This window comes from Janthinobacterium sp. BCJ23 (genome assembly GCF_059617945.1).
In genome coordinates, this window is sequence record NZ_JCAQAW010000001.1 from 1,112,123 (window position 1) to 1,137,396 (window position 25,274).

General features: G+C 63.2%; 22 protein-coding genes. 3 read left to right on the forward strand and 19 right to left on the reverse strand.

Going from position 1 to position 25,274, the window contains the following annotated elements; genetic code table 11:
- From AC54AG_RS05010 to AC54AG_RS05045, 8 genes are all read right to left on the reverse strand, one after another.
- Window positions 1-1,293 carry a type II toxin-antitoxin system HipA family toxin gene (locus AC54AG_RS05010; protein ID WP_496629633.1) on the reverse strand — a complete coding sequence of 431 codons (1,293 nt, stop codon included), beginning with the start codon at window positions 1,291-1,293 and terminating at the stop codon, window positions 1-3.
- A 176-nt stretch (window positions 1,294-1,469) separates the two neighbouring features.
- Window positions 1,470-2,957 carry an aldehyde dehydrogenase gene (locus AC54AG_RS05015; protein WP_496629634.1) on the reverse strand — a complete coding sequence of 496 codons (1,488 nt, stop codon included), beginning with the start codon at window positions 2,955-2,957 and terminating at the stop codon, window positions 1,470-1,472.
- A gap of 195 nt (window positions 2,958-3,152) precedes the next feature.
- Entirely contained in the window at window positions 3,153-3,998 is an 846-nt protein-coding gene (locus AC54AG_RS05020) for an ABC transporter permease (protein WP_034746027.1), read from the reverse strand.
- The gene (locus AC54AG_RS05025; protein WP_496629635.1) at window positions 3,995-4,924 is read right to left on the reverse strand and encodes an ABC transporter permease subunit; all 930 of its coding nucleotides are present in this window, start codon (window positions 4,922-4,924) and stop codon (window positions 3,995-3,997) included. The genes AC54AG_RS05020 and AC54AG_RS05025 overlap by 4 nt, the downstream gene beginning before the upstream one ends.
- A 7-nt stretch (window positions 4,925-4,931) precedes the next feature.
- Complete coding sequence (locus tag AC54AG_RS05030; RefSeq protein ID WP_496629636.1) at window positions 4,932-6,080, reverse strand: ABC transporter ATP-binding protein; 1,149 nt, start codon at window positions 6,078-6,080, stop codon at window positions 4,932-4,934.
- Between the two features lie 189 nt (window positions 6,081-6,269).
- Window positions 6,270-7,730: an aspartate aminotransferase family protein gene (locus tag AC54AG_RS05035; RefSeq protein WP_496629637.1), complete on the reverse strand. Its 1,461-nt coding sequence runs from the start codon at window positions 7,728-7,730 to the stop codon at window positions 6,270-6,272.
- Window positions 7,731-7,742: 12 nt separating this feature from the next.
- Window positions 7,743-9,113, reverse strand: a complete 1,371-nt coding sequence (locus AC54AG_RS05040) for a glutamine synthetase family protein (protein ID WP_035822563.1) — start codon at window positions 9,111-9,113, stop codon at window positions 7,743-7,745.
- Between the two features lie 56 nt (window positions 9,114-9,169).
- Window positions 9,170-9,937: a gamma-glutamyl-gamma-aminobutyrate hydrolase family protein gene (locus AC54AG_RS05045; protein ID WP_070301040.1), complete on the reverse strand. Its 768-nt coding sequence runs from the start codon at window positions 9,935-9,937 to the stop codon at window positions 9,170-9,172.
- A gap of 282 nt (window positions 9,938-10,219) precedes the next feature.
- Here AC54AG_RS05045 and AC54AG_RS05050 point away from each other — a divergent pair, with 282 nt between their 5' ends.
- The gene (locus AC54AG_RS05050; protein WP_496629638.1) at window positions 10,220-11,365 is read left to right on the forward strand and encodes an MFS transporter; all 1,146 of its coding nucleotides are present in this window, start codon (window positions 10,220-10,222) and stop codon (window positions 11,363-11,365) included.
- A gap of 4 nt (window positions 11,366-11,369) precedes the next feature.
- On the opposite strand, the gene AC54AG_RS05055 is transcribed toward AC54AG_RS05050, so the two are convergent.
- The 5 genes from AC54AG_RS05055 to AC54AG_RS05075 form a co-directional block, all read right to left on the reverse strand.
- Window positions 11,370-12,203, reverse strand: coding sequence for a hypothetical protein (locus AC54AG_RS05055; RefSeq protein ID WP_496629639.1), 834 nt, complete (start codon window positions 12,201-12,203; stop codon window positions 11,370-11,372).
- Window positions 12,200-12,751, reverse strand: a complete 552-nt coding sequence (locus AC54AG_RS05060; RefSeq protein WP_496629640.1) for a sigma-70 family RNA polymerase sigma factor — start codon at window positions 12,749-12,751, stop codon at window positions 12,200-12,202. Before AC54AG_RS05060 ends, AC54AG_RS05055 begins: the two co-directional genes overlap by 4 nt.
- Window positions 12,752-12,815: 64 nt before the next feature.
- The gene (locus AC54AG_RS05065) at window positions 12,816-14,693 is read right to left on the reverse strand and encodes a beta-propeller domain-containing protein (protein WP_496629641.1); all 1,878 of its coding nucleotides are present in this window, start codon (window positions 14,691-14,693) and stop codon (window positions 12,816-12,818) included.
- 97 nt (window positions 14,694-14,790) lie between these two features.
- The gene (locus AC54AG_RS05070; RefSeq protein WP_034746006.1) at window positions 14,791-15,414 is read right to left on the reverse strand and encodes a trimeric intracellular cation channel family protein; all 624 of its coding nucleotides are present in this window, start codon (window positions 15,412-15,414) and stop codon (window positions 14,791-14,793) included.
- Between the two features lie 4 nt (window positions 15,415-15,418).
- The gene (locus AC54AG_RS05075) at window positions 15,419-17,848 is read right to left on the reverse strand and encodes a penicillin-binding protein 1A (RefSeq protein WP_496629642.1); all 2,430 of its coding nucleotides are present in this window, start codon (window positions 17,846-17,848) and stop codon (window positions 15,419-15,421) included.
- 137 nt (window positions 17,849-17,985) lie between these two features.
- Here AC54AG_RS05075 and AC54AG_RS05080 point away from each other — a divergent pair, with 137 nt between their 5' ends.
- A complete protein-coding gene (locus tag AC54AG_RS05080; protein WP_199534205.1) occupies window positions 17,986-18,879 on the forward strand; it encodes an HTH-type transcriptional regulator ArgP in 894 nt (297 codons plus the stop codon).
- Between the two features lie 12 nt (window positions 18,880-18,891).
- Here AC54AG_RS05080 and AC54AG_RS05085 read toward each other — a convergent pair whose 3' ends face one another.
- From AC54AG_RS05085 to AC54AG_RS05100, 4 genes are read right to left on the reverse strand one after another with little or no spacing between them, the layout of a single operon-like run.
- Entirely contained in the window at window positions 18,892-19,764 is an 873-nt protein-coding gene (locus tag AC54AG_RS05085; RefSeq protein ID WP_331777238.1) for an ABC transporter permease, read from the reverse strand.
- Window positions 19,761-20,606 carry an ABC transporter ATP-binding protein gene (locus tag AC54AG_RS05090; protein WP_331777239.1) on the reverse strand — a complete coding sequence of 282 codons (846 nt, stop codon included), beginning with the start codon at window positions 20,604-20,606 and terminating at the stop codon, window positions 19,761-19,763. Before AC54AG_RS05090 ends, AC54AG_RS05085 begins: the two co-directional genes overlap by 4 nt.
- Window position 20,607: 1 nt before the next feature.
- The gene (locus tag AC54AG_RS05095; RefSeq protein ID WP_034745994.1) at window positions 20,608-21,621 is read right to left on the reverse strand and encodes an ABC transporter substrate-binding protein; all 1,014 of its coding nucleotides are present in this window, start codon (window positions 21,619-21,621) and stop codon (window positions 20,608-20,610) included.
- Window positions 21,622-21,653: 32 nt separating this feature from the next.
- The gene (locus AC54AG_RS05100) at window positions 21,654-22,538 is read right to left on the reverse strand and encodes a TauD/TfdA dioxygenase family protein (RefSeq protein ID WP_496629643.1); all 885 of its coding nucleotides are present in this window, start codon (window positions 22,536-22,538) and stop codon (window positions 21,654-21,656) included.
- 211 nt (window positions 22,539-22,749) lie between these two features.
- On the opposite strand from AC54AG_RS05100, the gene AC54AG_RS05105 reads away from it, so the two are divergent.
- Window positions 22,750-23,235, forward strand: coding sequence for a tetratricopeptide repeat protein (locus AC54AG_RS05105; RefSeq protein ID WP_496629644.1), 486 nt, complete (start codon window positions 22,750-22,752; stop codon window positions 23,233-23,235).
- Between the two features lie 18 nt (window positions 23,236-23,253).
- Here the strand turns inward: AC54AG_RS05105 and can are convergent, their stop codons facing one another.
- Window positions 23,254-23,925 (reverse strand): carbonate dehydratase, encoded by a 672-nt coding sequence (can, locus tag AC54AG_RS05110; RefSeq protein WP_034788731.1) that lies wholly within the window; start codon window positions 23,923-23,925, stop codon window positions 23,254-23,256.
- Between the two features lie 135 nt (window positions 23,926-24,060).
- The gene (gene dnaJ / locus AC54AG_RS05115; RefSeq protein ID WP_034745985.1) at window positions 24,061-25,194 is read right to left on the reverse strand and encodes a molecular chaperone DnaJ; all 1,134 of its coding nucleotides are present in this window, start codon (window positions 25,192-25,194) and stop codon (window positions 24,061-24,063) included.
- Window positions 25,195-25,274: the final 80 nt, after the last annotated feature.

The following is a 25,274-nucleotide window of genomic DNA, read 5'->3' on the forward strand; positions in this document are numbered from 1 at the left end:
TCAGTGCTCTCCCAAGGCCTTGAGCTGTTCGATCTGCCCGGCTATATGTGGCCGAAGGAAAGCAATGATGTCATCATCCACGCCTGCCTCCTGCATATGCTGTTCCAGCGCAGCCAGTTGCTGGGCAAATCCGTATAGCGCGAGGCGAACCTGCTGGCGCTCGACGTCCATCATGCCGATCGTAGCCAGTATCGTCGTCCAGTCATGCAGCTCGTTTTTGGTATCCGGGTGATACCAGCGCGCCGCGCGTGGTATGCCATCCGGGTCCAGATACATCGGTGCAAAATCGAACAGCGGCGTGAGGCGCACCTCGGCACCCACTTGCTGTACCGCCGTATTGCGTGCGTGATTATCGGTATTGCGCATGGCTAGGTTCAAGATATCGCGTTTGAGAAATTCAATGGTTTCCGCAGTCTTGTCACTGACGACGGCGCGCAGCGCCTGCAATAATACAAACTGGCTGGGCGTGGCTTCAAAGCCAACGATACCTGCCAGCGAAGCGGCGCTTTCCTGATGCAGTCGCAGCACTTTTCCATCGCGGATGCGGCGGTCAAAACGGGGAATGAACAAGGTATCGTCCTGGTAGCGCAGTTGGCCTTCGGTGCGCAAGCCCACCGCGCGCGCCACAGTCATGTATGCGGCTTCATTTCTCAATACCTTGGCGTCGCTGGCGGTCTTTCCGCGCGGACGCTTGACGATGAAATGTGCAGCCGCATACTTGTCCGCCAGAGCGCCATCGGCATGCCAGAGACCAGCATGGTCGGTGGTCAGCAGATATTTCGGTGCCGCTCCTTGTACCCCCAGACTGCCAGCGGCCAACATGCTATGCATCAGCATGCGCTCATTGAAGGCATCGCCGCGACCTATAATCTCCTCCAGTGAAAAGCCGGTCTGCGGCTTGCCCTTGTCGTGGCGATTCATATGGTGTGCGTAGTACTGCACGGCCTCGGCGATGCGCACGCGCCCGACTGGATTGAATGCACCGGCACACGCAAGCGGAAAATCGGCAGCCGGACCATCGGCCAGTTGAAGCTGCCCAAGCAGATATGTCCGGCCGCTTCCCTGGGGAATCAGGTCAAAGATAAAAGCTGGCCATTGCGCCAGCTTCTGCATTTCTGCCGTGACGGGGAACCGCAGCGAGACAGGTCCACTCTCAAGCTTGAAGAAGGCATAATCGAGGTCATACTCGAACAGGGTACCGGTGCGTGGATTGCCGCCTGCAGGGTCAAGCAAAGTCAGCGATGCGCAATCGTGCCACGCATCATCATGAAAAATTTGAAAATGGCAGTGCATGACGGCTCCAATTGGATCTTATAGTAGCTAATTGTGTTCAGTTTATCCTTAAATTAGCACTTATACGATCCAATTTCTAAAAAAATACATCGCCATGAAAACTTTAATGGATCCTAAAAGAACTATTTTAAGCCATTAATACCATAAATTAGTCCTTTTAAGTTCTATTTTAAAAATTATCCCACCTGTATCCACGTCGTCTTCAATTCCGTGTACTTGTCCAGCGCGTGCAATGACTTGTCGCGCCCGTTGCCCGACTGTTTATAACCGCCAAATGGCACGGTGATGTCATCGCCATCGTACTGGTTGACGTGCACGGTGCCCGCACGCAGGGCGCGCGCCGTCTGGATGGCCTTGGTGATGTCGGACGTCCACACGGCCGCCTGCAAGCCGTACGGCGTGGCATTGGCCTGCTTCACCGCTTCGGCGATATCCGTAAAGCCCAGCACGGACAGGACAGGGCCGAAGATTTCTTCGCGCGCGATCGTCATGCTCGTATCCACGCCGAAGATGGTCGGCTGCACATAGTAGCCGCCCGTTTCCGCGCGCACGGCGTCGCCGCCGCCCAGCAACTGCGCACCCTCCTGCTTGCCGGAAGCGATGTAGCCCATCACGGTCTTCATCTGCGTGGCGTCGACAATCGCGCCCATGACGGTGGCTTCGTCGAGCGGGTCACCGGGCTGGAAGCGGGGCAGCATGGCCTGCGCCTTGGCGATAAATTCTTCCCTGATCGATTCTTCCACGAACAGGCGCGAGGGCGCGTTGCAGCTTTCGCCCTGGTTGAAGAAGATGGAACCGACGGCGGCCGCCACGGCCTTGTCCAGGTCCGGGCAATCGGCGCACACGATGTTGGCGGACTTGCCGCCCAGTTCCGTCCACGCCCGTTTCAAATTCGACTGGCCTGCCATCTGCACGATCAGTTTCCCCGTGCGCGTGGAACCCGTAAAGCCGATGCAATCGACGTCCATGTGCAGCGCCAGCGCGGCGCCGGCCTCGTTGCCGTAACCTGGCAGCACGTTGAAGACGCCCGCCGGCACGCCCGCTTCCAGCGCGATGTCGGCCAGGCGCAGCGCCGTCAGCGGCGATTTTTCGGACGGTTTCAATATCACGCTGTTGCCGGCCGCGAGGGCGGGCGCGATCTTCCAGGCGGCCATGATCATCGGATAGTTCCACGGCACGATGGCGGCGACGACGCCCACCGGTTCGCGCGTGATCAAGGCCAGGCTGTTGGCGGGGGTCGGTGCGATTTCATCGTAGACTTTATCGATCGCCTCGCCATACCAGCGCAGGCAGTTGGCCGTGGCGCCCACGTCCACGCTCTGGCTGTATTTGATCGGTTTGCCCATGTCCAGGGTTTCCAGCAGGGCCAGTTCGGGACCGTATTTCTGCACCAGGTCGGCGAACTTGATCAACACGCGCTTGCGCTGCGCCGGCGATTTACCTGCCCAGCGGCGGTCGTCAAAAGCGGCGCGCGCGGCCTGCACAGCCGCATCCACATCCGCGCCATCGCAGCGGGCCACCTTCCCCAGCAAGCGCCCATCGATGGGCGACAGATTGTCGAAAGTCTGGCCGGATGTGGCCCAGGTGCGCTCGCCGTTGATGAAGGCGCGGCCATCGATCGTGAGCGCTGCGGCCCGCGCATGCCAGCTGGTGTTTTCCGTCATGGTCGTCTCCTGCAAGGTGAAAACGCCAGCTTACTCCTAAGTAGGGCGTAATAAATTATTGTTATTTCTGACTTCCATACCCGGCGCTCTGCGGCGTTGCCCGCTGCTAGCAGTGCTCGCACTGCTAGCAGCGGGCGCCTTGCAGAGCATCCGGTTCTGTTCGTCATAACTTCACAATAATTTCCCACGACCTACTTAGTCTTCCAAATACGCTGCGGACAGTTGCTTGCGCCGTCTGCGGTCGGCGCGCGCCAGCATCACGGCATACGCGATCACGGCGAGCGTCACGACGAGGATCGTCAGCGCAGCGATGGCGTTCACGCGCGGATCGAGCCCCAGGCGCGCGCGCGAGAAGATCACCAGCGGCATCGTCGTCGAACCGGGGCCGGACAGGAAAGCCGAGAGCACCACGTCGTCGAGCGACAAGGTAAACGTCAGCAGCCAGGCCGACGCCAATGCCTGCGTGATGTTCGGCAGGGTCACGAGGAAGAACACCTGGTGCGCGCGGCAGCCCAGGTCCATGGCCGCTTCGGCCAACGACTTGCTCATTTCTTGCAGGCGCGATTGCACCACCACGGCCGCATACGCCATGCCCAGCAGGGTGTGGCCGAGCCAGATGGTCAGCACGCCCCGTTCGGGAAAACCGAAGACCTTTTGCATGGACACGAGCATCAGCAGCAGGGACAGGCCGATGATCACTTCCGGCATCACCAAGGGCGCGCTGACCATGGACGAGAACAAGGTACGGCCACGGAAGCGCTGGTAGCTGGTCAAGGCAAAGGCGGCAAAGGTACCGAGGATGACGGAGGACGTGGCCGACATGAAGGCGATCTTCAAGGACAAACCAAAGCCCGAAATGATTTCCGTATCACTCATCAACTCGCTGTACCAGCGCAGCGAAAAGCCGCTCCACACCATGTCCTGGCGCGAGCTGTTGAACGAAAAGACGATCAGCACGATGATGGGCAGGTAAAGGAACAGGTAGCCGAGCGAGAGCCAGCCGCGGCCGAACCAGCGCTGCAGGAAAGTACGTCCGTTCATGTGCGCTCCTCCGCGTCCTGCTCCGTCTTGTACTTGTTAAAAATCGCCATCGGCACGAGGATCAGCAAGACCACCAGCACCGTCACGGACGACGCCATGGCCCAGTCGTTATTGGTGAAATATTCATCCCACAGCACGCGGCCGATCATCAGGGTTTCCGGGCCGCCCAGCAGCTCGGGAATCACGTATTCGCCCACGGACGGAATGAACACCAGCATGGCGCCGGCGATGATGCCCGACTTCGACAGGGGCACGGTGATGCGCCAGAACGCCTGCAAGGGCGTGGCGCCCAGGTCGGCCGCCGCTTCCAGGTAGCGCATGTCCATTTTCACCAGGTTCGCATACAGGGGCAGGATCATGAACGGCAGATAGGCGTACACCATGCCGACGACCAGCGAGAACGAGGTATTCATCATGTGCAGCGGTTCGCTCACCACGCCCAGCGCGATCAAGAGATCGTTGAGCAAGCCGTGGTTGGCCAGGATGCCCTTCCACGCATACACGCGCAGCAGGAACGAGGTCCAGAACGGCAGCATCACCAGCATCATCAGCACGGGGCGGATCGACGGTTTGGCGCGCGCCATGAAGTAGGCGAACGGGTAGCCGATGAAGAGGCAAATGACCGTGGTAATCGCCGCGTACTTGATGGAACTGAGGTAGGTGAGCAGATACAGTTCATCGGCGGCGATGAACAGGTAGTTGGCGATTTTCACCTTCAGCACGACGATGCCGTCAACGTACGACAGCAAGCCGCCGAACGGACTGCCCGCCGTGTCCATGTCGGACAGGCTGATACGCAGCACGATCAGGAAGGGCACGAGGAAGGCGGCCGCCAGGAACAGCGACGGCACGGCGATGACGGCGTTGCGCCCAGTCACCCAACGCAGGGTGACCAGGCTACGCAGCGATTGCAGGAGGGACGTCATGATGGCCTCAGCTGGTCAGCACGACGATGTCGGCGCCATCCCACCACATCCACACGCGCTGTTCACGCTCGAGGCGCGCGGCGTCGTGGCGGGCCGCGTTGGTGCGCGACACCTTCACCACCGTGCCGCTGTCGAGGCGCACGTGGTAGCTGGTTTCGTTGCCAAAATACGCCATGGCGACGATCACGCCCTGGGCGCAGTTGTAGCCGTGTTCCTTTGGTGACGCGCGCTCCTCCAAAGCGGGTGGCGCGATCTGGATGCCGATTTTTTCGGGGCGCACGGCCACCGAGACATCCATGCCCAGGTTGCCCGTGATGCCGTGCGAAACATAGTGCTCGCCATCGGGCGTGGCGATGACCACGTGATCGGGTTCGTCCTGCGTGATGCGGCCGTCGAACAGGTTGACGCTGCCGATGAAATCGGCTACGAAACGGCAATTCGGCGTCTCGTAGATTTCGCCAGGCGCGCCCACCTGCAGGATGCGCCCTTCGCTCATGACGGCGATGCGCGTGGCCATGCTCATGGCCTCGTCCTGGTCGTGCGTGACCATCACGCAGGTGACGCCCACTTGCTCGATGATGTTGACCAGCTCCATCTGCGTGCGCTCGCGCAGTTTCTTGTCGAGTGCACCCAGCGGCTCGTCGAGCAGCAGCAATTGCGGCCGCTTGGCCAGGCTGCGCGCCAGCGCCACGCGCTGCTGCTGCCCACCCGACAGCTGGTGCGGCTTGCGCTTCGCGTATTGGCCCAGCTGCACCAGCGCCAGCATCTGCTCGACGCGCGCCGCCACTTCCGCTTTCGGCAAGCCGTCGCGGCGCAGGCCGAAGGCGATGTTGTCCCACACGGATAAATGGGGGAACAGCGCGTACGACTGGAACATCATGTTGATGGGACGCTGGTGCGGCGGCACATCGACGATGCTGTTGCCCGCCAGGGCGATGCGCCCCGACGTCGGCGTCTCGAAACCGGCCAGCATGCGCAGCAGGGTCGACTTGCCGCAACCGGAACTGCCCAGCAAGGCGAAAATCTCGCCCTTGTTGATCGTCACGGAAATATCATTGACGGCGCGCACGCCATCGAATTCCTTGACCAGTTGATCAATCAGCAAGAAAGGCGCTGGGGCGTCGCTGGCCGACGCGGCTGGTGTTGCTATCGTCATGTGGATGCTTTGGGTAAGTGGCTGTCAAAATGAAAAACTGGCCGCTACAAAGAGCGGCCAGGATGGAAGTTTAGCGGAACTCACCCGTATGTGCTGCGAAAATTGTGATTTCTGTGGCACATTCAGCAGAAATCCGGGGTCAGACCCGGCGGGTCTGACCCCAGCATTCGGCTGCTGTCCAGCGAACGCTTAAACCCAGCCCTTCGCTTTCACATCCGCATACGTCTTGTCCAGGCACACCCGTATCAAGCCCACCATTTCATCGATCTGCGCGCGCGTCATGACCAGCGGCGGGGCGACGATCATGCGTTCGCCCACGGCGCGCATGATGACGCCGTTGTCGAACATGTGGCCGCGGCAGATCATGCCCACGCCCTGACCCTCGTCGAACAGCTCGTTCTCGTGCACGGTGGCGCCCTTCTTGCGCACCAGGTTCAGGCCCGCGACCAGGCCACAGCTGTCCGCATAGCCGACCAGCGGGTGTTCGCCCAGGCTGGCGAAGCACTGCTGCAGGTACGGTCCCGTATCCTCGGCCACCTTCGCCACCAGTTGCTCTTCCTCGATGATGCGGATGTTTTCCAGCGCCGCCGCGCAGGCGACGGGGTGGCCCGAATACGTAAAGCCGTGGGTGAATTCGCCACCCTGCTCGATCAGCACCTTGGCGACACGGTCTCCCACCAGCACGCCGCCCAGCGGCACATAGCCCGAGGTGACGCCCTTGGCAAACGTGATCAGGTCGGGCTTGATGCCGAACAGTTCGGAGCCGAACCAGCGCCCCAGGCGGCCGAAGCCGCAGATGACTTCATCGGCGATCAGCAAGATGCCGTACTTGTCGCAGATGCGCTGGATTTCGGGCCAGTAGGTCGAGGGCGGAATGATCACGCCGCCCGCGCCCTGCACCGGCTCGCCGATGAAGGCGGCCACCTTGTCGGCGCCGATTTCCAGGATTTTGTCTTCCAGCCAGCCGGCCGCCTTCAGGCCGAACGCTTCCGGGCTCAAGCCGTGGCCCGACTCCAGATAATTGGGCTGGCCGATATGCGCGATGCCCGGTATCGGCATGCCGCCCTGCGCATGCATGCCATCCATGCCGCCCAGCGACGCTCCCGCCACCGTGCTGCCGTGATACGCGTTGTGGCGGCTGATGATGGTGTGGCGTTCCTTGTGGCCGAGGATGTCCCAGTAGCGGCGCACCATGCGCAAATTCGTGTCGTTGCCTTCGGAACCGGAACTGGTGAAGAACACGTGCTGGAACTGCGGCGGCGATATCTGCGCCAGCTTGGCCGCCAGCTGCGCGGCCGGCACGTTCGTCGTGCCAAAGAAACTGTTATAGAAGGGCAGCGTCTCCATCTGTTTGTACACGGCTTGCGAGATCGACGTGCGGCCATAGCCCACGTTCACGCACCACAAGCCCGACATGCCATCGACGATCTTCTTGCCCTGGCTATCCCACAGGTAGACGCCGTCGCCGCGCACCATCACACGCGCGCCTTTCGACGCCAGGTCCTGGAAATCGGTGAACGGATGCAGGTAGTGGGCCGCGTCCATCTGCTGGATGGCGGCCGTGTCGTACACCTGCGGCGCCGCGTTTTTCTGCGCCACGGAGGCAACCAGGGCGGCGCTTGGCGCCAGCGGATTATTGGATGTGCTCATTGAGATCCTTTCTTAAACGTGGAGCAGAAGATGTTCGCGCTCCCACGGGCTGATGACGGTCATGAACTCCTGGTGCTCGAGGTCCTTGATGGCCGCATACACGTCGATGAAGCGCTCGCCCAGCACCGTGCGCAGCTTGTCTTCCGCGCGCAGCAGTTGCAGAGCCTCGGGCAAGCCTTGCGGCAATTCGAACTTCATGTCGTAGGCGCTGCCCACCATCATCGGCGTCGCTTCCAGCTGCTCCGTCATGCCCAGGTAGCCGCAGGCCAAAGTGACGGCCAGGGCCAGGTAGGGATTCGCATCGGCGCCGATGATGCGGTTTTCCACGCGGCGGTCCTGCACGCCCGATTCGGGCACGCGGAAGCCCACCGTGCGGTTGTCCAGGCCCCACTGGATGTTGATCGGCGCGGCCGTGTGGCGCACGATGCGGCGGTAGGAATTCACATAGGGCGCGACGATAGCCATGGCCGACGGCATGTAGCGCTGCAAGCCCGCGATGTAATGCTTGAAAATGGGCGCGGCCGAGCCGTCCTCATTGCTGAAGATATTCAGGCCCGTCTTCGCGTCGACGACGCTCTGATGCACGTGCATGGCGGACCCCGGCTCGCCCGCCATGGGCTTGGCCATGAAGGTGGCATACATATCGTGTTTCAGGGCCGCTTCGCGCAGGGTGCGCTTGAAGAAGAAGACCTTGTCTGCCAGGCCCAGAGGATCGCCGTGCAGGAAGTTGATTTCCATCTGCCCCGCGCCGATTTCGTGGATCAGGGTGTCGACGTCAAGGTTCATCAGTTCGCAGTAATCGTAGATATCCTCGAACAGGGGATCGAACTCGTTGACGGCATCGATGCTGTACACCTGGCGGCTCGTCTCGGCCCGGCCGCTGCGCCCGATGGGCGGTTTCAATGGCAAGTCCGGGTCCGTGTTTTTCGCCGTCAGGTAGAACTCCAGCTCGGGCGCCACGACAGGTTTCCAGCCCTTGTCCGCATACAGTTTCAGCACGCGCCGCAGCACGGAGCGTGGGGCGAAATCGACCAGCGCGCCGTCGGCAAAATAGCAGTCGTGGATGACTTGCGCGGTGGGGTCCGTGGCCCACGGCACCATGGTGATGGTGGTGGGATCGGCCTTCAAAATCATGTCGCGGTCGGTGCTGGAAATGGCGCGGTCGTAGCCGCCATCGTCGACCGGGTAATTGCCCGTCACCGTCATGCCCAGTACCGCTTCCGGGATGCGCATGCCGCGCTCCTGGGTGAATTTCCCGCGCGGCAGGATCTTCCCCCGCGCCACACCCGTCAAGTCGGGGACCAGGCATTCTATTTCCGTGACGCGCTTTTCATTGAGCCACAAATCCATGTCCGTATAAGTGAAATTTTCGCGTATTGCCATGTTTCCCTCTCGCTGGTCTTGATCAAACGCCGCGTGCTACGCGTGCGGCGCGCCGGTCATTCTTTCTTTCGGTGCTGCTGTTCCTGGTAATCGCGGCATGCCTGGCCGAAGGCGCCAAACAGGCGCATCGACTGCGGGTTGTCTTCCACCTGCCACTCGGGGTGCCATTGCACGGCCAGCGTGAAACCGGCGGCCTTGGCCACGCTATACGCTTCCACCAGGCCATCGTCGGCCAGGGCTTCCACCAGCAAGCCATCGGCCAGCCGCGCCACGCCCTGGCCATGCAGGGAATTGACCATCATTTCGCTCTCGCCACCCAAGAGGCGTGACAGCAGGCCGTCGGGCATCAGCTTGATGCGGTGCGCGGGCCCGTACTGGCGCTCCAAAGGATCGAGCACGTTCTCGCGGTGGTCCTGCATGCCCGGCACCGCATGCACGGCCTGGTGCAGGCTACCGCCCAGGGCCACATTGACTTCCTGGAAGCCGCGGCAAATGGCGAGCAAGGGCAGCTGGCGCGCCAGCGCGGCGCGGATCAGGGGCAAGGTGGTGGCGTCGCGCGCGGGGTCTTGCGGCAGGTCGGGATGCAGGATGTCTTCGCCATACAGGCGCGCATCGACGTTCGAAGCGGAACCGGTCAGCATGACGCCATCGGCGATGTGCAGCGCCGCTTCCAGGTCCGCGTCCGCGCCCAGGGCGGGCAAGAGCAGCGGCATGCAGCCTGCGCCGTGCAGCACGGCGTGCAGGTATTTGTCCTGCGCCATGTGCCAGGCGTGGCTGCCAAGCTGGCGCTGGCAGGCGGGAACGAGAACGATGGGACGGCGCATAGAGCTACCTCGCTGGCGTGACGATCCAATGACAACGCCATGACAGCGCTGCCGCTCGCTTCACTGTACAGCAGAGCCGCAGGCAGCGGCCACACCGATGGGCATGGCCAGCGATGGCACACATCGCCTACACTACGGCTTTGCAATATTGCACTTAGTAAAATCATCATATGCCCGTCCGGCGCCAAACACCAGCGCCGCAGGCAAAGTCCCTCACTTTCCCATGCATCCACACCGTATTCCAGCCTTCCCGAACACCTTTTCCACCCCGAGGGGGCGGCCATGAAGCACATGCCATGGCGCGACTTCTTCGCCCTCGTCGTCAGCATCGGCGTGGTGGGCCTGGGCCTGGGTGCCACCATGCCGCTCACCGCATTGACCCTGCACCAGCGCGGCGTGGGCACGGACATCATCGGCATGATCACGGCCGTCAGCGCCCTCGGCATCCTGGCCGCCTCGCCATTTGTCTCGCGCTGGGTGGGACGTTTCGGCGCGCGCGCCACCATGCTGGGCGCCGTGTGGGTGGCGTCGCTGGCGACGATCGCCATGCAGTTTACCGACCATCTGCTGGCGTGGAGCGTGCTGCGCTTCCTGTTCGGCGGCGCCATGGGCGTGTTGTTTACCATCGGCGAAGCTTGGGTGAACCGGCTGGCGCCCGACAATTCGCGGGGCCGCGTAGTGGCCATGTACACCACCAGTTTTACGTTTTTCCAGCTGATCGGACCCGCCCTCGTGGCGCTGTTCAACGACAAGATTTCGTGGAGCTTCGCCGCCTGCGGCCTGCTGTTTTTGCTGGCCGTGCCGGGCCTGATGCTGATCTCGAACAGAGGCCCGGAAAGAGAGCCGGAAGAACATGGCGTGAAGTGGACCCTGATCCTGCCACGCATGCCGATGATCGTGCTGGGCGCCGCCTTCTTCGCCCTGTTCGATACGCTGGCATTGAGCTTGCTGCCGCTGTACGCGATGGAGCACGGCATCGGCACGGACCTGGCCCTGCTGTCGGCCACCGTGGTGCTGGTGGGCGACACGGGCCTGCAATTCGCGCTGGGATGGATGGCCGACCGCTACGGCCGCGCCAAAGTCCACGCGGGCTGCGGCGTGGCCGTCTGCCTGCTGCTGCCGCTGCTGCCGTTTGCCGTCGGCACGCCGTGGCTGTGGTGGACCTTGCTGCTGTTGCTGGGCGCGGCGGCGGGCGGCATCTACATGCTGGCGCTGGTGGCCTGCGGCGAACGGTTTACGGGCCTGTCGCTGACCAGCGCCAGCGCCATCGTCAACGCCACCTGGGGCGTGACAAGTGGCGGCGGCCCCCTGCTGACGGGCGTCCTGATGCAATCGGTGGGCGTGAACGCTCTGCCGGCCGTGATGTGGGTATGCGCCGCCATTTTCGTCGGCAGCGCCGTGTGGGAACGCAGGAAGGGGATCGTTTAAACCGCTACTTTTTTTCCAGCCGCTGCCGCAGTTCCTCGGCCACCGGATAGTCGGGATAGGCCTGCCGGAACGCCGTCCACTCCTCGCGCGCCAGTGCGTCCTCGCCGGCCTTGAGCAGGGCGTCGATCTTCACCAGCCACACGCCAGCGTCGAGTTTTGCGGCCGGCGGCAGCGGCGCGGAGCGGGCCGCGACGGGCGCGGGCATGGCCAGCGCGCGCTGCACGGGCGCCTGGCGCTGCAGGCTGGACTCGGCCTGCATGGCCGCTTGCTGCTCCATCGCCTCACTCATCGCCGTGGCAGGCGCCGGTGGCGGCGGCGGTGCTGGCGGCGCCGGTGGCGCTACTGCTACCGTCTGCGGGGTGGGAAACGAGGCTGGCACCGGCGGCGCCGGCGGCGCTGGCTTGGCTGCCATTTTGGCCATGGCGCGCGGCGCTGGCGCAGCTGCGGTCGATTCGGCAGCCTGCGGCACTGGCGCCGCTGCCGGCACCACCTCCTGCGTGACCGGCTCCCCCACCACAGGAAATTGCGCCGGCTTCGAGCCGAACCAGTCCACGCCGATCAGGTTCACGGTCAGCAGCACGGCCGCGGCCAGTCCCAGCGGAACGCGCCAGCGCTGCAGGTAGTCCGGTGACTTTTTGGCGGGCAAGGTGCGCAGCACGCCATCGGCGCTGTCGTTCGCGGCTGCCGGCTGCTGCAAGGCTTTTTCCGCGTCCGCCAGGATAGCCGCATCGAGCGCGCTGGAAGGCGCGGGCTGCGGCAGGCTGGCCAGCAGCGCGTTCAACTCCTCGTCAATCGGTGCGTCGTTCGGTTTGTCGTTATCTTGATCGTGCGTATTCATGCCTGTCCTCCCGCGCCAGCGGCGCTGTCCAAGCCCGCGCGCAATTTCTGCATGGCGTAGCGCAGCCGGCTCTTGACGGTTTCCGCTTCCGCCCCCGTCACGACGGCAATCTCGAGAATGCTCATGCCGCTGAACTGCTGCAGCACCAGCGTTTCCTTCTGCTCGGCCGGCAACGCGGCGATGGCCGCATGCAGCAGCGCATGCTGCTGTTTCTGCTCCAGCGATTGCGGCGGCGATGCGCCCTCGTCCGCCAGTTCGCCCGCAGCGTCGATTTCCTGTCCTTCCCGCTGGCGCAGCAGGTCGATCAGGCGGTTGCGCGCGATCTGGTACAGATAGGTGCGGAACGCCGCCTGCGGCTGGTAGCCGGCGCGCGCCGCATGCAGACTGGCCCACGCATCCTGCACGATCTCGTCCACCCACGCGCGGCGCGGCGAACGCCAGGCCACGAAGCGGTACAGGCCATGGCTATGGCGCCGGTACAGTTCGCGAAACGACGGCAGGTCGCCGGCGCTATAGCGCAGCATCAGGTCTTCATCCGTCGCGGTCATCAGGGTGTCGGGCATGCGGACCAGTGTAGCCGAACTACGCGGCAGCGGCAATTTCACTACGCCGTCAACGTGCAGTGGGTGCATAGCTGATGCGGCGCACTTCACGGATCTGTCCTTCCTTGAATGCCCCTTCCACCAATTCATAGCCGAGCAAAGCGAAGACCCGGCCCTGCAGGAACAGGGGCCGCGCATTGCCATACCAGTCCACGCAGGACGCGCGGCAGCCGTCGTCTGGCGCCTGGCCCGGCCGCGCCGCCAGCGCGCCCAGTTCGGTCAATGTCAAACCGCTGTTGCGCAAGTAGAGCACGGAGGCGGATGACTTGTTAAGGCCAGGCCGCTCATCCGCGCCCAGGATGGGCAAGCCGATCACGCCCTCACCGGCCGCTTGCGGCTTGTAGAAAAAGCCGTGGCTGCGCGACTCGCCCTGCGCCGCGTCGGCGCGGATGTAGCGCGTGGCAATCGCCGCCTGCGCCCCCAGGCCGATGGTGCTGAAGTGCAGATCCCTGCCCTGAGCGCCGATCACCACGGCGTCATTGCCCAGCGCCTCGATGCGCTCGACGCCATGCGGCAGGGACAAGGCTTGCACGCTGCCCGCATCGGCCCAGCGCACGGCGTACAGGGGCTGGCGCGGCCAGGCCTGGTCCGCCTTGCGGCGTCCCGGATTGCCCGGATTGCCGTACAACAGATAGGACCCCACATAGCGGTTCTGCAAGCCGTAGCCGCCGCCACCGGGCAGCGGCTTGTAGCTGCTGGCGGGCGCGCTGTCGCGGCCATCGGAAAACGACGCCAATGGCACGCGCAGCAGGGCCATGTCGCCACGGCCCCGCGCGCCATCCCACATGGCGTCGCCCTGGCCTTCGGCGCGCAGCAGCACGTTCAGGTGGCCATCGCCACTTTCCAGGAACGAGAACTGGTCGACGGGCGCGCCGGCCACCTTCAGGGCGCTGGGCGCGCTGCCATCGAGGGGAATGCGGAACACGCCCGAGTCACTGCCGCGCCGCGTCGTCCACACGAAAACGGATTCGCCCGACACATAAAATACGCGGCCCTGCGGCCCCATCACGGCCGTCGCTTCGCAGCGCATGTCGCGTTGCGCCAGGTCGCACACGGTGACCGTGTGCAGAGTCAGGCCGAAGCCCGTTTCGGGTTCTTCATCGGTACGGTAGATGCGCGTGGCCGGGGCGATGCGCTTGAAGTCGGATGGCACGGCGTCAGGACGCCAGCGGCGCAGCGCAGGAAAGCCGCCGAACGGGTCGCCCCGGCGCAAGTTCAGCGACAGGGGCGAATAGAACACCAGTTTGCCGCTGACCAGGCGGCTCGCGTAATTGCGCGACGAGTAATAATCGTTGGAGCGCAAGTGATAGGTGGAGCGGTAGGCCAGCTTGCCGTTCGCATCGATATCGAACAGGCCGATCTCCGTGCCGCCACGGCTGTAGCTGTAGCCGATCACCACGACCGTGTCGCCATCGATCAGCATTTCGTCATACCAGCTGCCGGAAGGATCGCTGCCCGGCGCGAACGCGTCGAGCGAAGACACAGGCTGCAGGGCATTGCCCCCCACCTGCACGGTGAACAGCTTGCCGCGCCGGAGCATCACCAGGTGCTTGCCATGCAGCTTGACGATACCGCCTTCGTCCACGCCCGCCGTCTGCACATTGGTAACGGATTCCGCCGCTTCTGCCGATGGCGCGGGGGCCGCCTTGGCCGCCATCGGCGCGGGAGGGGCGGGAGGAGCCGACATGGACTGCGCCGTGGCGCGCTGCAGTTTCTGCTGCTGCAGCAGCAAGGCCGCCTGGCGCGCCTGCAACTGCTGCAGGTAGCTGCTCAAGGCCTGCTCGCTGGCGAACGGCGCCAGGGTCTTGCGCGGCGCCGTGCCGGCGGCGTGGCTGCCTGCCGACAGCAGCAGGGACAGTGTCAATGTGATCTTGAGGGCGCTGGACATCGCTTCTTCTCCGGTTGGCTGGGGTGTCCAACATGAAACGCAGCGGCGCAGAAAAAGGGGTTAAACGCGCGTGAAAATAATCACGCAGCGTTTTACCTTATTCAAAACCCCGTATGCGGTCGCCATTGAAATTCGGCAGCCGCCACTCGAAGTGCAGTGCCAGGAAGCGGAACAGGAAACCGGCGCCGATGGACGCCAGCTGCGCCACCGAGCTGTCGACCTTGAAGTACAGCAGGCCCACGTACAGGCTGCCTGTGAACAGCGCCACGGTGGCATACACTTCGCGCTGCAGCACGAGGGGAATCTGGTTGCACAGGATATCGCGCAGCAGGCCGCCGAAGACACCCGTGATCATCCCCGCCAGCACGACGATGGCCGGATGCATCTTGGCCGACATGGCGATGTCGCAGCCGATCACGCAAAACGCCACCAGGCCCAGTCCGTCGACCAGCAGGAAGATGGCGCGCAGATGGTGCAGGTAGCGCGCGACAAAGGCCGTCACAATGGCCGCGCCGATGGTAAACAGCAGGTATTCGGGATGCGCGATCCAGCCCAGCGGATAGTGCCCCAGCAGCACGTCGCGCACGGTGCCGCCGCCGAGCGCCGTGACGGTGCCGATCATGCAGATGCCGAACAAGTCCATGCCGCGCCGCATGCCCATGATGGCGCCGGACATCGCTTCGGCGACGATCGCCACCAGGTAAATCGTATATAGCAGCATGCTCTTACTCTTCCGAAAATGATTTGAGAATTTGTTCGCGTTCGCGCGCTTCGCTCAGGGTGCGCGCTTCATTCGTGCCCGTGCTCGAGCCGCCATCGCCGGCATCACCGTGCGCCATGCGCGTATCCGCACCGCCGCTGCCGCAGCCGACGCTGCTGTGGATAAAGGCAAAGTTATCCTTCAGGCAGTCGCCGGCCAGGTATTCGGCATACACGTAATCGCCGTCGAGCAGGGCCAGGCCTGCTGGTTCGGCCAATACTTGTTCGCGGCGGCCCTGCACGGCCACCTGCATGTAGTCGCGCCAGACGGGCAGCGCCAAAGTCCCCCCCGTGGCGTTGCCCAGGCTTTTCGGCTGGTCGTAGCCGAGCCAGACGACGGAGACGAGGCCGGACGAGTAGCCGGCGAACCAGGCGTCGTAGGCGTTGTTCGACGTGCCCGTCTTGCCGGCCGCGTCGCCGCGTCGCAGCGCCAGCGCGCCGCGGCCCGTGCCGCTCTTGACGACGTCGCGCAGCATGCTGTCCATGACGTAGGCGTTGCGCGTGGAGATCACTTGCGTGCCCGGTGCCGGCGTATCCTTGGCGCGTGGCGCCGCATCGCTGAACAGCACTTCGCCGCTGCGGCTGCGCACTTCCTTGATCAGTTTCGGCGGCATCTGCATGCCGCCGTTGGCAAACACTGCATACGATTGCGCCAGCTGCAGCGGTGTGACGGCGCCCGCGCCCAGCGCCAGAGGCAGGGACACGGGATTACGCGCGCCCTCGAAGCCGAAGCGCGTGGCGTAGTGCTGCACGTAGCCGGGGCCGGCCGCCTGCATCAGGCTCACGGCCACCAGGTTTTTCGAGCGCACGAGGCCACGCCGCACGCTGATGAAACCTTCATAGTTGTTGCCGTAATTGCGCGGACGCCAAGGCCGTGCGCCCGTTTCCTGCGGCAGCAGCAAGCGCTGCGTGTCGTCGACGGCCGTGCCGGGGAAATAGCCCTTTTCCAGCGCCGCCGAATACACGAAGGGCTTGAAGCTGGAACCGGGCTGGCGGTAGGCCTGCATGGCGTGGTTGTAGTGGTTGCGGTAGAAATCGAAGCCGCCCGCCATGGCGACGATCTCGCCGCTGTGTGCCTCGACGGAAATGAGCGCGCCTTCCATCTCGGGCAGCTGGCTCACCAGCCAGCCCTTCTTGGCCGCGTCGCGCACCACGCGGATCACGCTGCCCTCGGCGATGGCGCGCTTGCCGTCCCAGGCCAGCTTGCCGCCCAGGCGCGCTTCCGATGCCGTCAGCACGATCTCGTCGCCATTGCGCAGCTGCGCCGTCACCTGGCGCTTGCCGGCGGTATCGACCTTGCGCACGAGGGCGGCGTGCAATTCTCCGCTGTCCGGGTAGGCGGCCAGCTGACGCGCCACGCTGTCTTCGGAAGCGGCCAGGCGCGCTTCCGGGCCGCGGTAGCCGCGCCGTGCCTGCGCATTCAACAGCCCATCGCGCAGCGACTTGTCGGCCGCCCGCTGCGGCGCCATGCGGATGGTGGTCGTCACGTCCAGGCCCATGCTGTAGGCGCCTTCGGGATAGCTTTGCAGGATCAGCTGGCGCGCTTCCTCGACCGCATATGCGGCCGCATGCACGGAGCTGTTGCGGTCCTTGTTCAGGGCCAGCTTTTCCGCCACGGCCGCGTCGTACTCGGCCGGCGTGATGTAACCAAGTTCGCGCATGCGCTGCAGGATGTAGTGCTGGCGCACGGTGGCGCGCTGGGGATTGGCGACGGGGTTGTAGGCCGACGGCGCTTTCGGCAAACCGGCCAGCATGGCCGCTTCGGCGATGCTGACGTCGGCCAGCGGCTTGTCAAAGTAAATGTTCGAGGCGGCGGAAAAACCGTAGGAACGCTCGCCCAGATAAATCTGGTTCATATACAGTTCCAGCAGCTTGTCCTTGCCGTAGTGCTGTTCCAGCTTATAGGCAAGCAGCATCTCCGTCAGCTTGCGCTGCACGGTCTTTTCGCGCGACAGGAAGAAGCCGCGCGCCACCTGCATGGTGATGGTACTGGCGCCTTGCGCATGGTGGCCCGTGACGACGTTGGCCAGGGTGGCGCGCGTCAAGCCATAGAAATCGACGGCGCCGTGTTCGTAGAAACGCGCATCCTCGATGGCCAGCAAGGCCTGGCGCATGCGCAGGGGGATTTCCTTGAGGGGCAGGAATTCGCGGCGCTCTTCGCCGTATTCGGCCAGCAGCTCGCCTTCGCTCGAGAAAATACGCAGCGGCAGTGCGGGCTTGTACTGGGCCAGGTGCTCGACGGCCGGCAAATCCTGCCACGCCTGGCGCAGCCACCAGCCGCCCGCCAGCGCGGCGGCCATGCCCAGGCCCAGGGTCAATCCCAGGCCGAATTTCAGATTGCGCGCCAGCTTGGACTGGGGCTTGTGGGTACTGCTGTCGTTCGCTTGTGCTTCCATGGTGGTATTCCTTGCTGCCAGGAGGCCGTACGCTGGCGCGCGGCACTCCATCAAAGAGGCATTGTGCACTGCAACACACTCATCCTTATGAAAAGTAAGTATTATTTAGTATTGATAAATTTTTCTTATGTAAGGCAGTGGCCATGGATCTCAATCCCAAACACACGGAAGCGTTTCGCGCCGTCGTCGAAACGGGCAGTTTCGAACAGGCGGCGCTGCGGCTACACCTGACCTCCCCCGCCATTTCCCAGCGCGTGCGGGCACTGGAAAGCCAGTTGGGCAATGCGCTGATCGTGCGCAGCCGCCCGGCGCGCGCCACACGCATGGGCCAGCGGCTGATGCAGTATCTGAAACGGGCCAAGCTGCTGGAAGCGGATTTGCAGGCGGAACTGGCGGTGCAGCAGGATGCGCCGCTGACCCTGGTGCTGGCGCTGAACGCGGACTCAATGGGCACCTGGTTCTTCCCCGCCCTGTCCGAGGTGCTGATACGCGAGCGCGTGCTGCTGGACCTGACCGTGGAAGACCAGGACCACACCTACACCTTGCTGGAAACAGGCATGGCGATCGGCTGCATCAGCACGGAAGCCAAGCCCATGCGCGGCTGCACGGCCGAGCCGCTGGGCGTGATGCGCTACTGGCTGGTGGCCACGCCCGCGTTCCGCCAGCAGTGGTTCGCGCACGGCCTGACGCGCAAGGCGGCGCGCACAGCGCCCGTCGTCGCCTACACGCGCAAGGACACCCTGCAATCGTCGTTCCTGCAAGAAGCGCTGGGGCTGCCCGAAGGGGCCTACCCCTGCCATTACGTGCCGGGCGCCACCTCGCACTTCAACGCCATCCGCTACGGCCTCGGCTACGGCATGGTGCCCGAGTTGCTGCTGAAAGCGAATACGGATGGCGAACTGGTGGAAATGCTCACGCCCAAGACGCCGGCCGACGTGGCCCTGTACTGGCACACGTGGAAGGTGCAGTCGCCGCGCATGGAGCAGCTGTCGCGGCAAATCATCGCGGCGGCGCGCAGCATGCTGAAATAATTATCATGACAACTACCGCTGCATGCCCCAGCGTTTCAAGGTGACGCGCTCCAGGCTGCGAAAGCCGATGTTTTCCACCAGCAAGCCGATGACGATGACGGCGGCCAGACCGGCAAACACCTTGTCCGTGTACAGCTCGTTGCGGTTCTGGAAGATGTACCAGCCCAGGCCGCCCTGCCCCGACGTCGTGCCGAACACCAGCTCGGCCGCGATCAAGGTACGCCAGGCAAACGCCCAGCCTATCTTCAAGCCCGAGACGATGGAAGGCAGAGCGCCCGGCACGAGGATGTGCAGCACCAGGCGCAAGCCGTTCAGCCCATAATTGCGGCCCGCCATGCGCAGGGTTTCGGGCACGCCCTGGAAACCCGCGTATGTGTTCAAGGCCAGCGGCCACATCACGGAATGGACGATGACGAAGATCAGGCTGGCGCGCCCCAGGCCGAACCACAGCAAGGCCAGCGGCAGCAGGGCAATCGCCGGCAAGGGATTCAACATGGCCGTCAGGGTTTCCAGCAGGTCGCGGCCGATGCGGCTCGACACGGCCAGCAGGGTCAGCACGAAGGCGGCCAGCACGCCCACCGCATAGCCTTGCAGCAAGACGACGAGGGAGGCGGCTGTGCGCGTGAGCAATTCACCGCTGGCGATGCCGCCGATAAACGCCTGCGCCGTTTGCAAAAAACTGGGCAGCAATAAATCGTTCTGCGTCCAGCGCGCCGCGCCTTCCCACAGCAGGGCCAGGCTGAGCAAAATGAGCGCCTTGCGCCACAGCGCGTGCTGGCTCACACGCTGCCAGCGCGACAGCGGCTGCTCGACCGTGACGCCGGCTGGCGGCGGCGCCGCGTAGACGAATTCCTGGCGGATCGGTGGTTCCAGCAGCGCACTCATACAGCTTCCCGCTGCGCGGTAACTGATTGCGGAACGAGAGCTACTTCCTCATCGAACAGCAAGCCGTGGATGCGGCTGCTGGCAGCCTGGAATTCCACACTGCCCGCGCTGTGCAAGCCGAACTGGTGACTGTTCAATTCGGCACGCACCCGGCCCGGATGGGGCGACAGCAGCAGGATGCGGTTGCCCACGACCAAGGCTTCCTCGATCGAATGCGTGACGAACACGAGGGTAAAACGCAGCTCTTCCCACAGGCGGCTAAGCTCTTCCTGCATCTTGCGCCGCGTCAAGGCATCGAGGGCGGCGAACGGCTCGTCCATCAGCAGCACTTCCGGCTGCATGGCCAGGGCGCGGGCAATGGCCACCCGCTGCTTCATGCCGCCCGACAAGGTATGCGGATGGGCATCTTCAAAGCCGGCCAAGCCCACCTTGGCGATCCAGTGATGGGCGCGCTCGCGGGCCGCCTGCTTATCCAGGCGCTTGCTGGCCAGCAAGGGGAACATGACGTTTTCCAGCACGGTTTTCCAGGGCGGCAACTGATCGAATTCCTGGAACACGACGACACGGTCCGGCCCCGGTTTATGAATGGGCTGGCCCTGCATGGCGATGCTGCCCGCGCGCGGCGCGATAAAGCCGGCCACGGCTTTCAGCAGTGACGACTTGCCGCAGCCCGATGGTCCCAGCAGCACGAAACGGTCGCCGCGAAACACGTCGAAACTGACGTCATGCGTGGCGCGCACGGTGCGCTGCTCGGTGCGGTATTCCAGGCTGACATGTTTGACGCTGAGCAAGGGCTGTAGCGCAACGGGAGGACGGACCAGATGAAAAGCGGGCGCGTTCATGTCAGCCTCCTTGTGTGATGGCAGGGTCGTCAAAGAAATAATCACGCCAGCTGCCGGGCAGGTTGCGGATGGCGCTTACGCGGTGCAGGAATTGCGCCAGGCCATAGGTGTTTTGCGGCGCGATCTTGAATTGCACTTGCGGGTTGGCAAAGATTTTCAGCAGCAGATTGCGGTCCACCTTGCTTTTATTCACCTTGATATAGATGTCGGCCGCGCCTTGCGGGTTGCTGCTCGCATACTGCGCCGCTTCCGCCAGCGCGGCGATGAAGGCGCGGTAGGTTTTCGGATTGTCCTTGCGGTACTTTTCCGTCGCATACAGCAGGGTCGACGAGCTCGGTCCGCCTTGCACGTCGTACGAGTTCAGGATGATGTGCGCGTTCGGGTTTTGCGCCAGTTCCTGCTCCTGAAATGGCGAATTGCCGAAGTGGCCGCTGAGCTCCGTGCCGCCGGCGATGATGGCAGCCGCCGCATCCGGGTGCGGCAGGGTTTGCGTGATCTTGTCGAGGCGGGCAAATTCCTTGTCGCCCCACTGTTTCGCCACGGCCATTTGCAGGATGCGCGCTTGCACGGAAACGGAGACGGCCGGCAAGGCGATGCGGTCCTTGTCCGTCAAGTCCGCCAGGCTTTTTACCTTGGGATTATTGCTGACCAAATAGTAGGGGAAGTTGCCCAGCGAAGCCACGCCGCGCACGTTCTGCCGGCCTTTCGTGCGGTCCCAGATGGTCAACAGCGGACCCAGGCCCGCCCCTGCGATATCGATATTGCCCGACAACAAAGCATCGTTGATGGCCGGGCCGCCGGACAGGGTGATCCACTCAACTTTCACCTCGACGCCCTGCTGCTTGCCATGCTTTTCAATCAGCTTTTGTTCCTGCGCGATATTGAGCAAAAGAAAAGTGATGCCGTGCTGGCCCGCGATGCGGATCTGCCCTTCGGCCCGGGCCATGGGCATGGCCATGCACAGCACGGCGATGGTGGCGAGCAGGCGGCGGGTAAAGGTCAAGATCGGCAACATGGACACTCCTTGGTCAACTACGTTCAAAAAAATCAGTACGGCGCATCGCCTTCGATGGTCGTGCGGTAGAGCTTGCGGCGCTGCTCGGGTGGGCAGCCCGTCGCCAGATGCATCAGGGAACGGTTGTCCCAGAACACCAAGTCGTGCGGTTGCCAGCGATGCACATACAGGTGCTCGGGGCGCACGCTGTGGGCAAACAGTTCCTCGAGCAGGGCGCGGCTTTCATCGTCGGGCAAGCCGACGATGCGCGTGGTGAAATGTTCGCTGACAAACAGGGCGCGGCGTCCCGTTTCCGGATGCACGCGCACGACGGGATGGGTAACGGGTTTGACTTCATCGATCTGCGCCTGCGTCAGCGCGGGCCGCCATGGGTTGCGGCGGCGCAATTCCTCGTACTGGCTCAGGTAGCTGTGCTCGGCACGGGCGCCGCGCACGGCGTGGCGCAGCGCGGCCGGCAAGCTCTCCCACGCCAGGTGCATGTTCGCGAACACCGTATCGCCGCCCTCGTCCGGCAACTCTTGCGCGTGCAGCATGGAGCCGAGGCTGGGCACTTCCTTGTACGACAAGTCCGAGTGCCAGAAATGGCCGGCATCGCCGAGGCCGATGGGCTGGCCGTTTTCGACGATATTCGAGATGATCAGCACTTCCGGCTGCGATGGCAGCTGGAACTGGCGCAGCACGTGGATTTGTAAGGGGCCGAAACGGCGGCTGAAATCGACTTGCTGCTGCGGCGTGATGCGCTGGTCGCGAAACACCAGCACGTGATGGTCGAGATGGGCGTGGTGCAGGCGCTGGAAATCGCCCTGCGACAGCGGCTGCGCCAGGTCCAGACCCAGCACTTGCGCGCCGAGCGGCGCATCGAAAGTCTCGATATGGAAGTGGCTGGTGGATTGCACGGGTTTCAGGACGGCCGACATGGGAGTTCGCCAAAAGTCTGGGGAAGTCCACTGTATGCCGACCAGCCTTGCTTGCAAACGAAGCATTTACTATATGGATATGCGCGGCGCGTTGCGCCACGCTGCAACAGGCACTGTCACGCAATGGCGCAGCGGCAGGAGCGTTGCCCGGGAATGGGGCAAGCACGCAATTTGCTTACCTACCAATTCTCAACCATAGACCAGGAAATCCATGCCCACCTACGCCCTGCTGCTCGCCTTGCTGTTCCCTGCTATCGTCCACGCGCAGGATAGTGAGGGTGAAAGCGATCTCAGCTACAAAGCCTATGTGCACAGCGACAAGCGCATCAAGTGTTTGTACGGCTATGCGGCCGACAAGACGGGCGACCATGCGGCCGCCGTCGCCATCTTTGAAGATTGCATCCGGCGCTGGAACGATGTGTATTCGATGATTTGGCTGGCCCAGTTGTATGAGACGAGCATCGGCGTGACCAAGGACTTGCAACAGGCGACGGCGCTGATGCGGCGCGGCGCACATACGAATGATGACGCCGCCTATGCTCGGCTGGCGCGCTACCACTATGGCGTGGCGCTGGCCGAAGGCCGGGGTACGCCGCAAGACATTCCCCAGGCCAAAACCTGGTTGCGCCAGGCGGCGCAGGAGGGCGTGCGGGAGGCGGCCGATTACCTGAGCCGCCTGGACAATGCGGCGCCGTAGGCACGGCGCCAGCATCGATTACGCGATCGCTTCGTAACGGGCCAGGCGCGTCGCCATGCGCGGCGCCAGTTCGTGGCCGGCCGTGACGGTCACTTCCAGGTCGTTCAGCAAGCCGTCCTTCAAGCCATAGACCCAGCCGTGCACGCTGAGTTCCTGGCCCCGTTCCCACGCATCTTGCACGACAGTGGTCTGGCACACGTTCAAGACTTGTTCGACCACGTTCAGTTCGCACAGGCGGTCGCCGCGCTGGCGGCTCGTCAGCACGTCGCCCAGGTAGCGCTCGTGCTTCTGGCCCACGTCCTGCACGTGGCGCAGCCAGTTGTCGACCAGGCCGATGCGCGTGCCCGTCATGGCAGCATGCACGCCCTTGCAGCCGTAATGGCCGACGATGATGATATGTTTGACTTTCAGCACGTCCACGGCAAATTGCAGGACGGACAGGCAATTGAGGTCGGAATGCACGACCACATTGGCGATATTACGGTGCACAAACACGTCGCCAGGCGCCATGCCCAGCAGTTCATTCGCGGGCACGCGGCTGTCGGAACAGCCGATCCACAGGTATTCGGGCGACGTTTGCGCTTCCAGGTTCTTGAAGAAGTTCGGGTCTTTCGCCACCATCGAGTCGGCCCAGCGGCGGTTACGCTGCAGCAGTTCCGCCAGGGCCGGGCCATTTTTCTGTTCGGTCATATCGCTCCCATTGTGTACGTACGACTGAATTGGCGGCAAATCGCGCCCATAGGCCGGCGATACCGCACATTGCTCAGTCGTGATGAAAAAAACGCCGGGATGTTGAAGCATCCCGGCGCATGGTATTACGTGTGCTTATTCAAAAAAATCCTTGACCTTGTCTTTCCAGGTCTTGCTTTGCGGACTGTGCTTGGCACCGCCCTCGGTCGTCGACTTTTCAAAGTCGCGCAGCAGGTCTTTCTGTTTTTCCGTCAATTTCACGGGCGTTTCGATGGCCACGTGGCAGAACAGGTCGCCCGCGTAACCGGAGCGCACACCCTTGATGCCCTTGCCTTTCAGGCGGAAAGTCTTGCCCGACTGGGTGCCTTCCGGGATCGTGAACGACACTTTGCCGTTCAGGGTAGGCACTTCGATTTCGCCACCCAAAGCTGCCTTGGTGAACGAGATCGGCATTTCGCAATGCAGGTCGTCGCCTTCGCGCTGGAATACGGCGTGCGGCTTGATGTGGATTTCCACATACAGGTCGCCCGACGGACCGCCATTCGTGCCCGGTTCGCCGTTGCCGGACGAACGGATACGCATGCCGTTGTCGATACCGACTGGAATTTTCACTTCCAGCGTCTTGTTGCGCTTGATGCGACCGGCGCCGCCGCACGGCGTGCACGGGTCGGTGATGACCTTGCCGCTGCCATGGCATTTCGGGCAGGTTTGCTGGATGCTGAAGAAACCTTGCTGCATGCGCACCTGGCCGTGGCCACCGCAGGTACCGCAGGTGGTGGGCGACGTGCCCGGCTTGGCGCCGCTGCCGTGGCAGGTATCGCACTTGTCCCAGCTCGGCACGCGGATGGTCGTGTCGAAGCCGTGAGCAGCTTGCTCCAGTGTAATTTCCAGGTTGTAGCGCAAGTCGGCGCCACGGTACACCTGTGGCCCCGCATTGCGGCTGCGTCCACCGCCACCGCCAAAGATGTCGCCGAAGATATCGCCGAAGCTGTCGGCAAAGCCGCCAGCACCGCCGCCGAAGCCGCCACCGCCGCCCATGTTCGGGTCCACGCCAGCGTGACCATAACGGTCATACGCATCGCGCTTTTCCGGATTGGTCAGCATCTCGTAGGCTTCTTTGACTTCCTTAAACTTTTCTTCCGATTCCTTGCTATCCGGATTGCGGTCCGGATGGTATTTCATCGCCAGTTTACGGTAAGACTTTTTGATCTCTTCTTCCGAAGCATTTTTTGCGACACCGAGTGTCTCGTAAAAATCACGCTTTGCCATGTTGTCGGCACCTTGCAGTCTATCTACTGATGTAAAAATTACACGAAAAAGCCGAGTCGAGTGCTGCACTGGGCAACGAC

Coding starts and splice junctions, on each gene's coding strand:
- AC54AG_RS05105 (WP_496629644.1), top strand. CDS start 22,750: ATGCCCACCTACGCCCTGCTGCTCGCCTTGCTGTTCCCTGCTATCGTC.
- AC54AG_RS05070 (WP_034746006.1), bottom strand. CDS start 15,414: ATGCTGCTATATACGATTTACCTGGTGGCGATCGTCGCCGAAGCGATG.
- AC54AG_RS05085 (WP_331777238.1), bottom strand. CDS start 19,764: ATGAGTGCGCTGCTGGAACCACCGATCCGCCAGGAATTCGTCTACGCG.
- can (WP_034788731.1), bottom strand. CDS start 23,925: ATGACCGAACAGAAAAATGGCCCGGCCCTGGCGGAACTGCTGCAGCGT.
- AC54AG_RS05040 (WP_035822563.1), bottom strand. CDS start 9,113: ATGGCAATACGCGAAAATTTCACTTATACGGACATGGATTTGTGGCTC.
- AC54AG_RS05050 (WP_496629638.1), top strand. CDS start 10,220: ATGAAGCACATGCCATGGCGCGACTTCTTCGCCCTCGTCGTCAGCATC.
- AC54AG_RS05100 (WP_496629643.1), bottom strand. CDS start 22,538: ATGTCGGCCGTCCTGAAACCCGTGCAATCCACCAGCCACTTCCATATC.
- AC54AG_RS05090 (WP_331777239.1), bottom strand. CDS start 20,606: ATGAACGCGCCCGCTTTTCATCTGGTCCGTCCTCCCGTTGCGCTACAG.
- AC54AG_RS05065 (WP_496629641.1), bottom strand. CDS start 14,693: ATGTCCAGCGCCCTCAAGATCACATTGACACTGTCCCTGCTGCTGTCG.
- AC54AG_RS05035 (WP_496629637.1), bottom strand. CDS start 7,730: ATGAGCACATCCAATAATCCGCTGGCGCCAAGCGCCGCCCTGGTTGCC.
- AC54AG_RS05060 (WP_496629640.1), bottom strand. CDS start 12,751: ATGACCGCGACGGATGAAGACCTGATGCTGCGCTATAGCGCCGGCGAC.
- dnaJ (WP_034745985.1), bottom strand. CDS start 25,194: ATGGCAAAGCGTGATTTTTACGAGACACTCGGTGTCGCAAAAAATGCT.
- AC54AG_RS05095 (WP_034745994.1), bottom strand. CDS start 21,621: ATGTTGCCGATCTTGACCTTTACCCGCCGCCTGCTCGCCACCATCGCC.
- AC54AG_RS05015 (WP_496629634.1), bottom strand. CDS start 2,957: ATGACGGAAAACACCAGCTGGCATGCGCGGGCCGCAGCGCTCACGATC.
- AC54AG_RS05075 (WP_496629642.1), bottom strand. CDS start 17,848: ATGGAAGCACAAGCGAACGACAGCAGTACCCACAAGCCCCAGTCCAAG.
- AC54AG_RS05020 (WP_034746027.1), bottom strand. CDS start 3,998: ATGAACGGACGTACTTTCCTGCAGCGCTGGTTCGGCCGCGGCTGGCTC.
- AC54AG_RS05010 (WP_496629633.1), bottom strand. CDS start 1,293: ATGCACTGCCATTTTCAAATTTTTCATGATGATGCGTGGCACGATTGC.
- AC54AG_RS05055 (WP_496629639.1), bottom strand. CDS start 12,203: ATGAATACGCACGATCAAGATAACGACAAACCGAACGACGCACCGATT.
- AC54AG_RS05045 (WP_070301040.1), bottom strand. CDS start 9,937: ATGCGCCGTCCCATCGTTCTCGTTCCCGCCTGCCAGCGCCAGCTTGGC.
- AC54AG_RS05030 (WP_496629636.1), bottom strand. CDS start 6,080: ATGACGATAGCAACACCAGCCGCGTCGGCCAGCGACGCCCCAGCGCCT.
- AC54AG_RS05025 (WP_496629635.1), bottom strand. CDS start 4,924: ATGACGTCCCTCCTGCAATCGCTGCGTAGCCTGGTCACCCTGCGTTGG.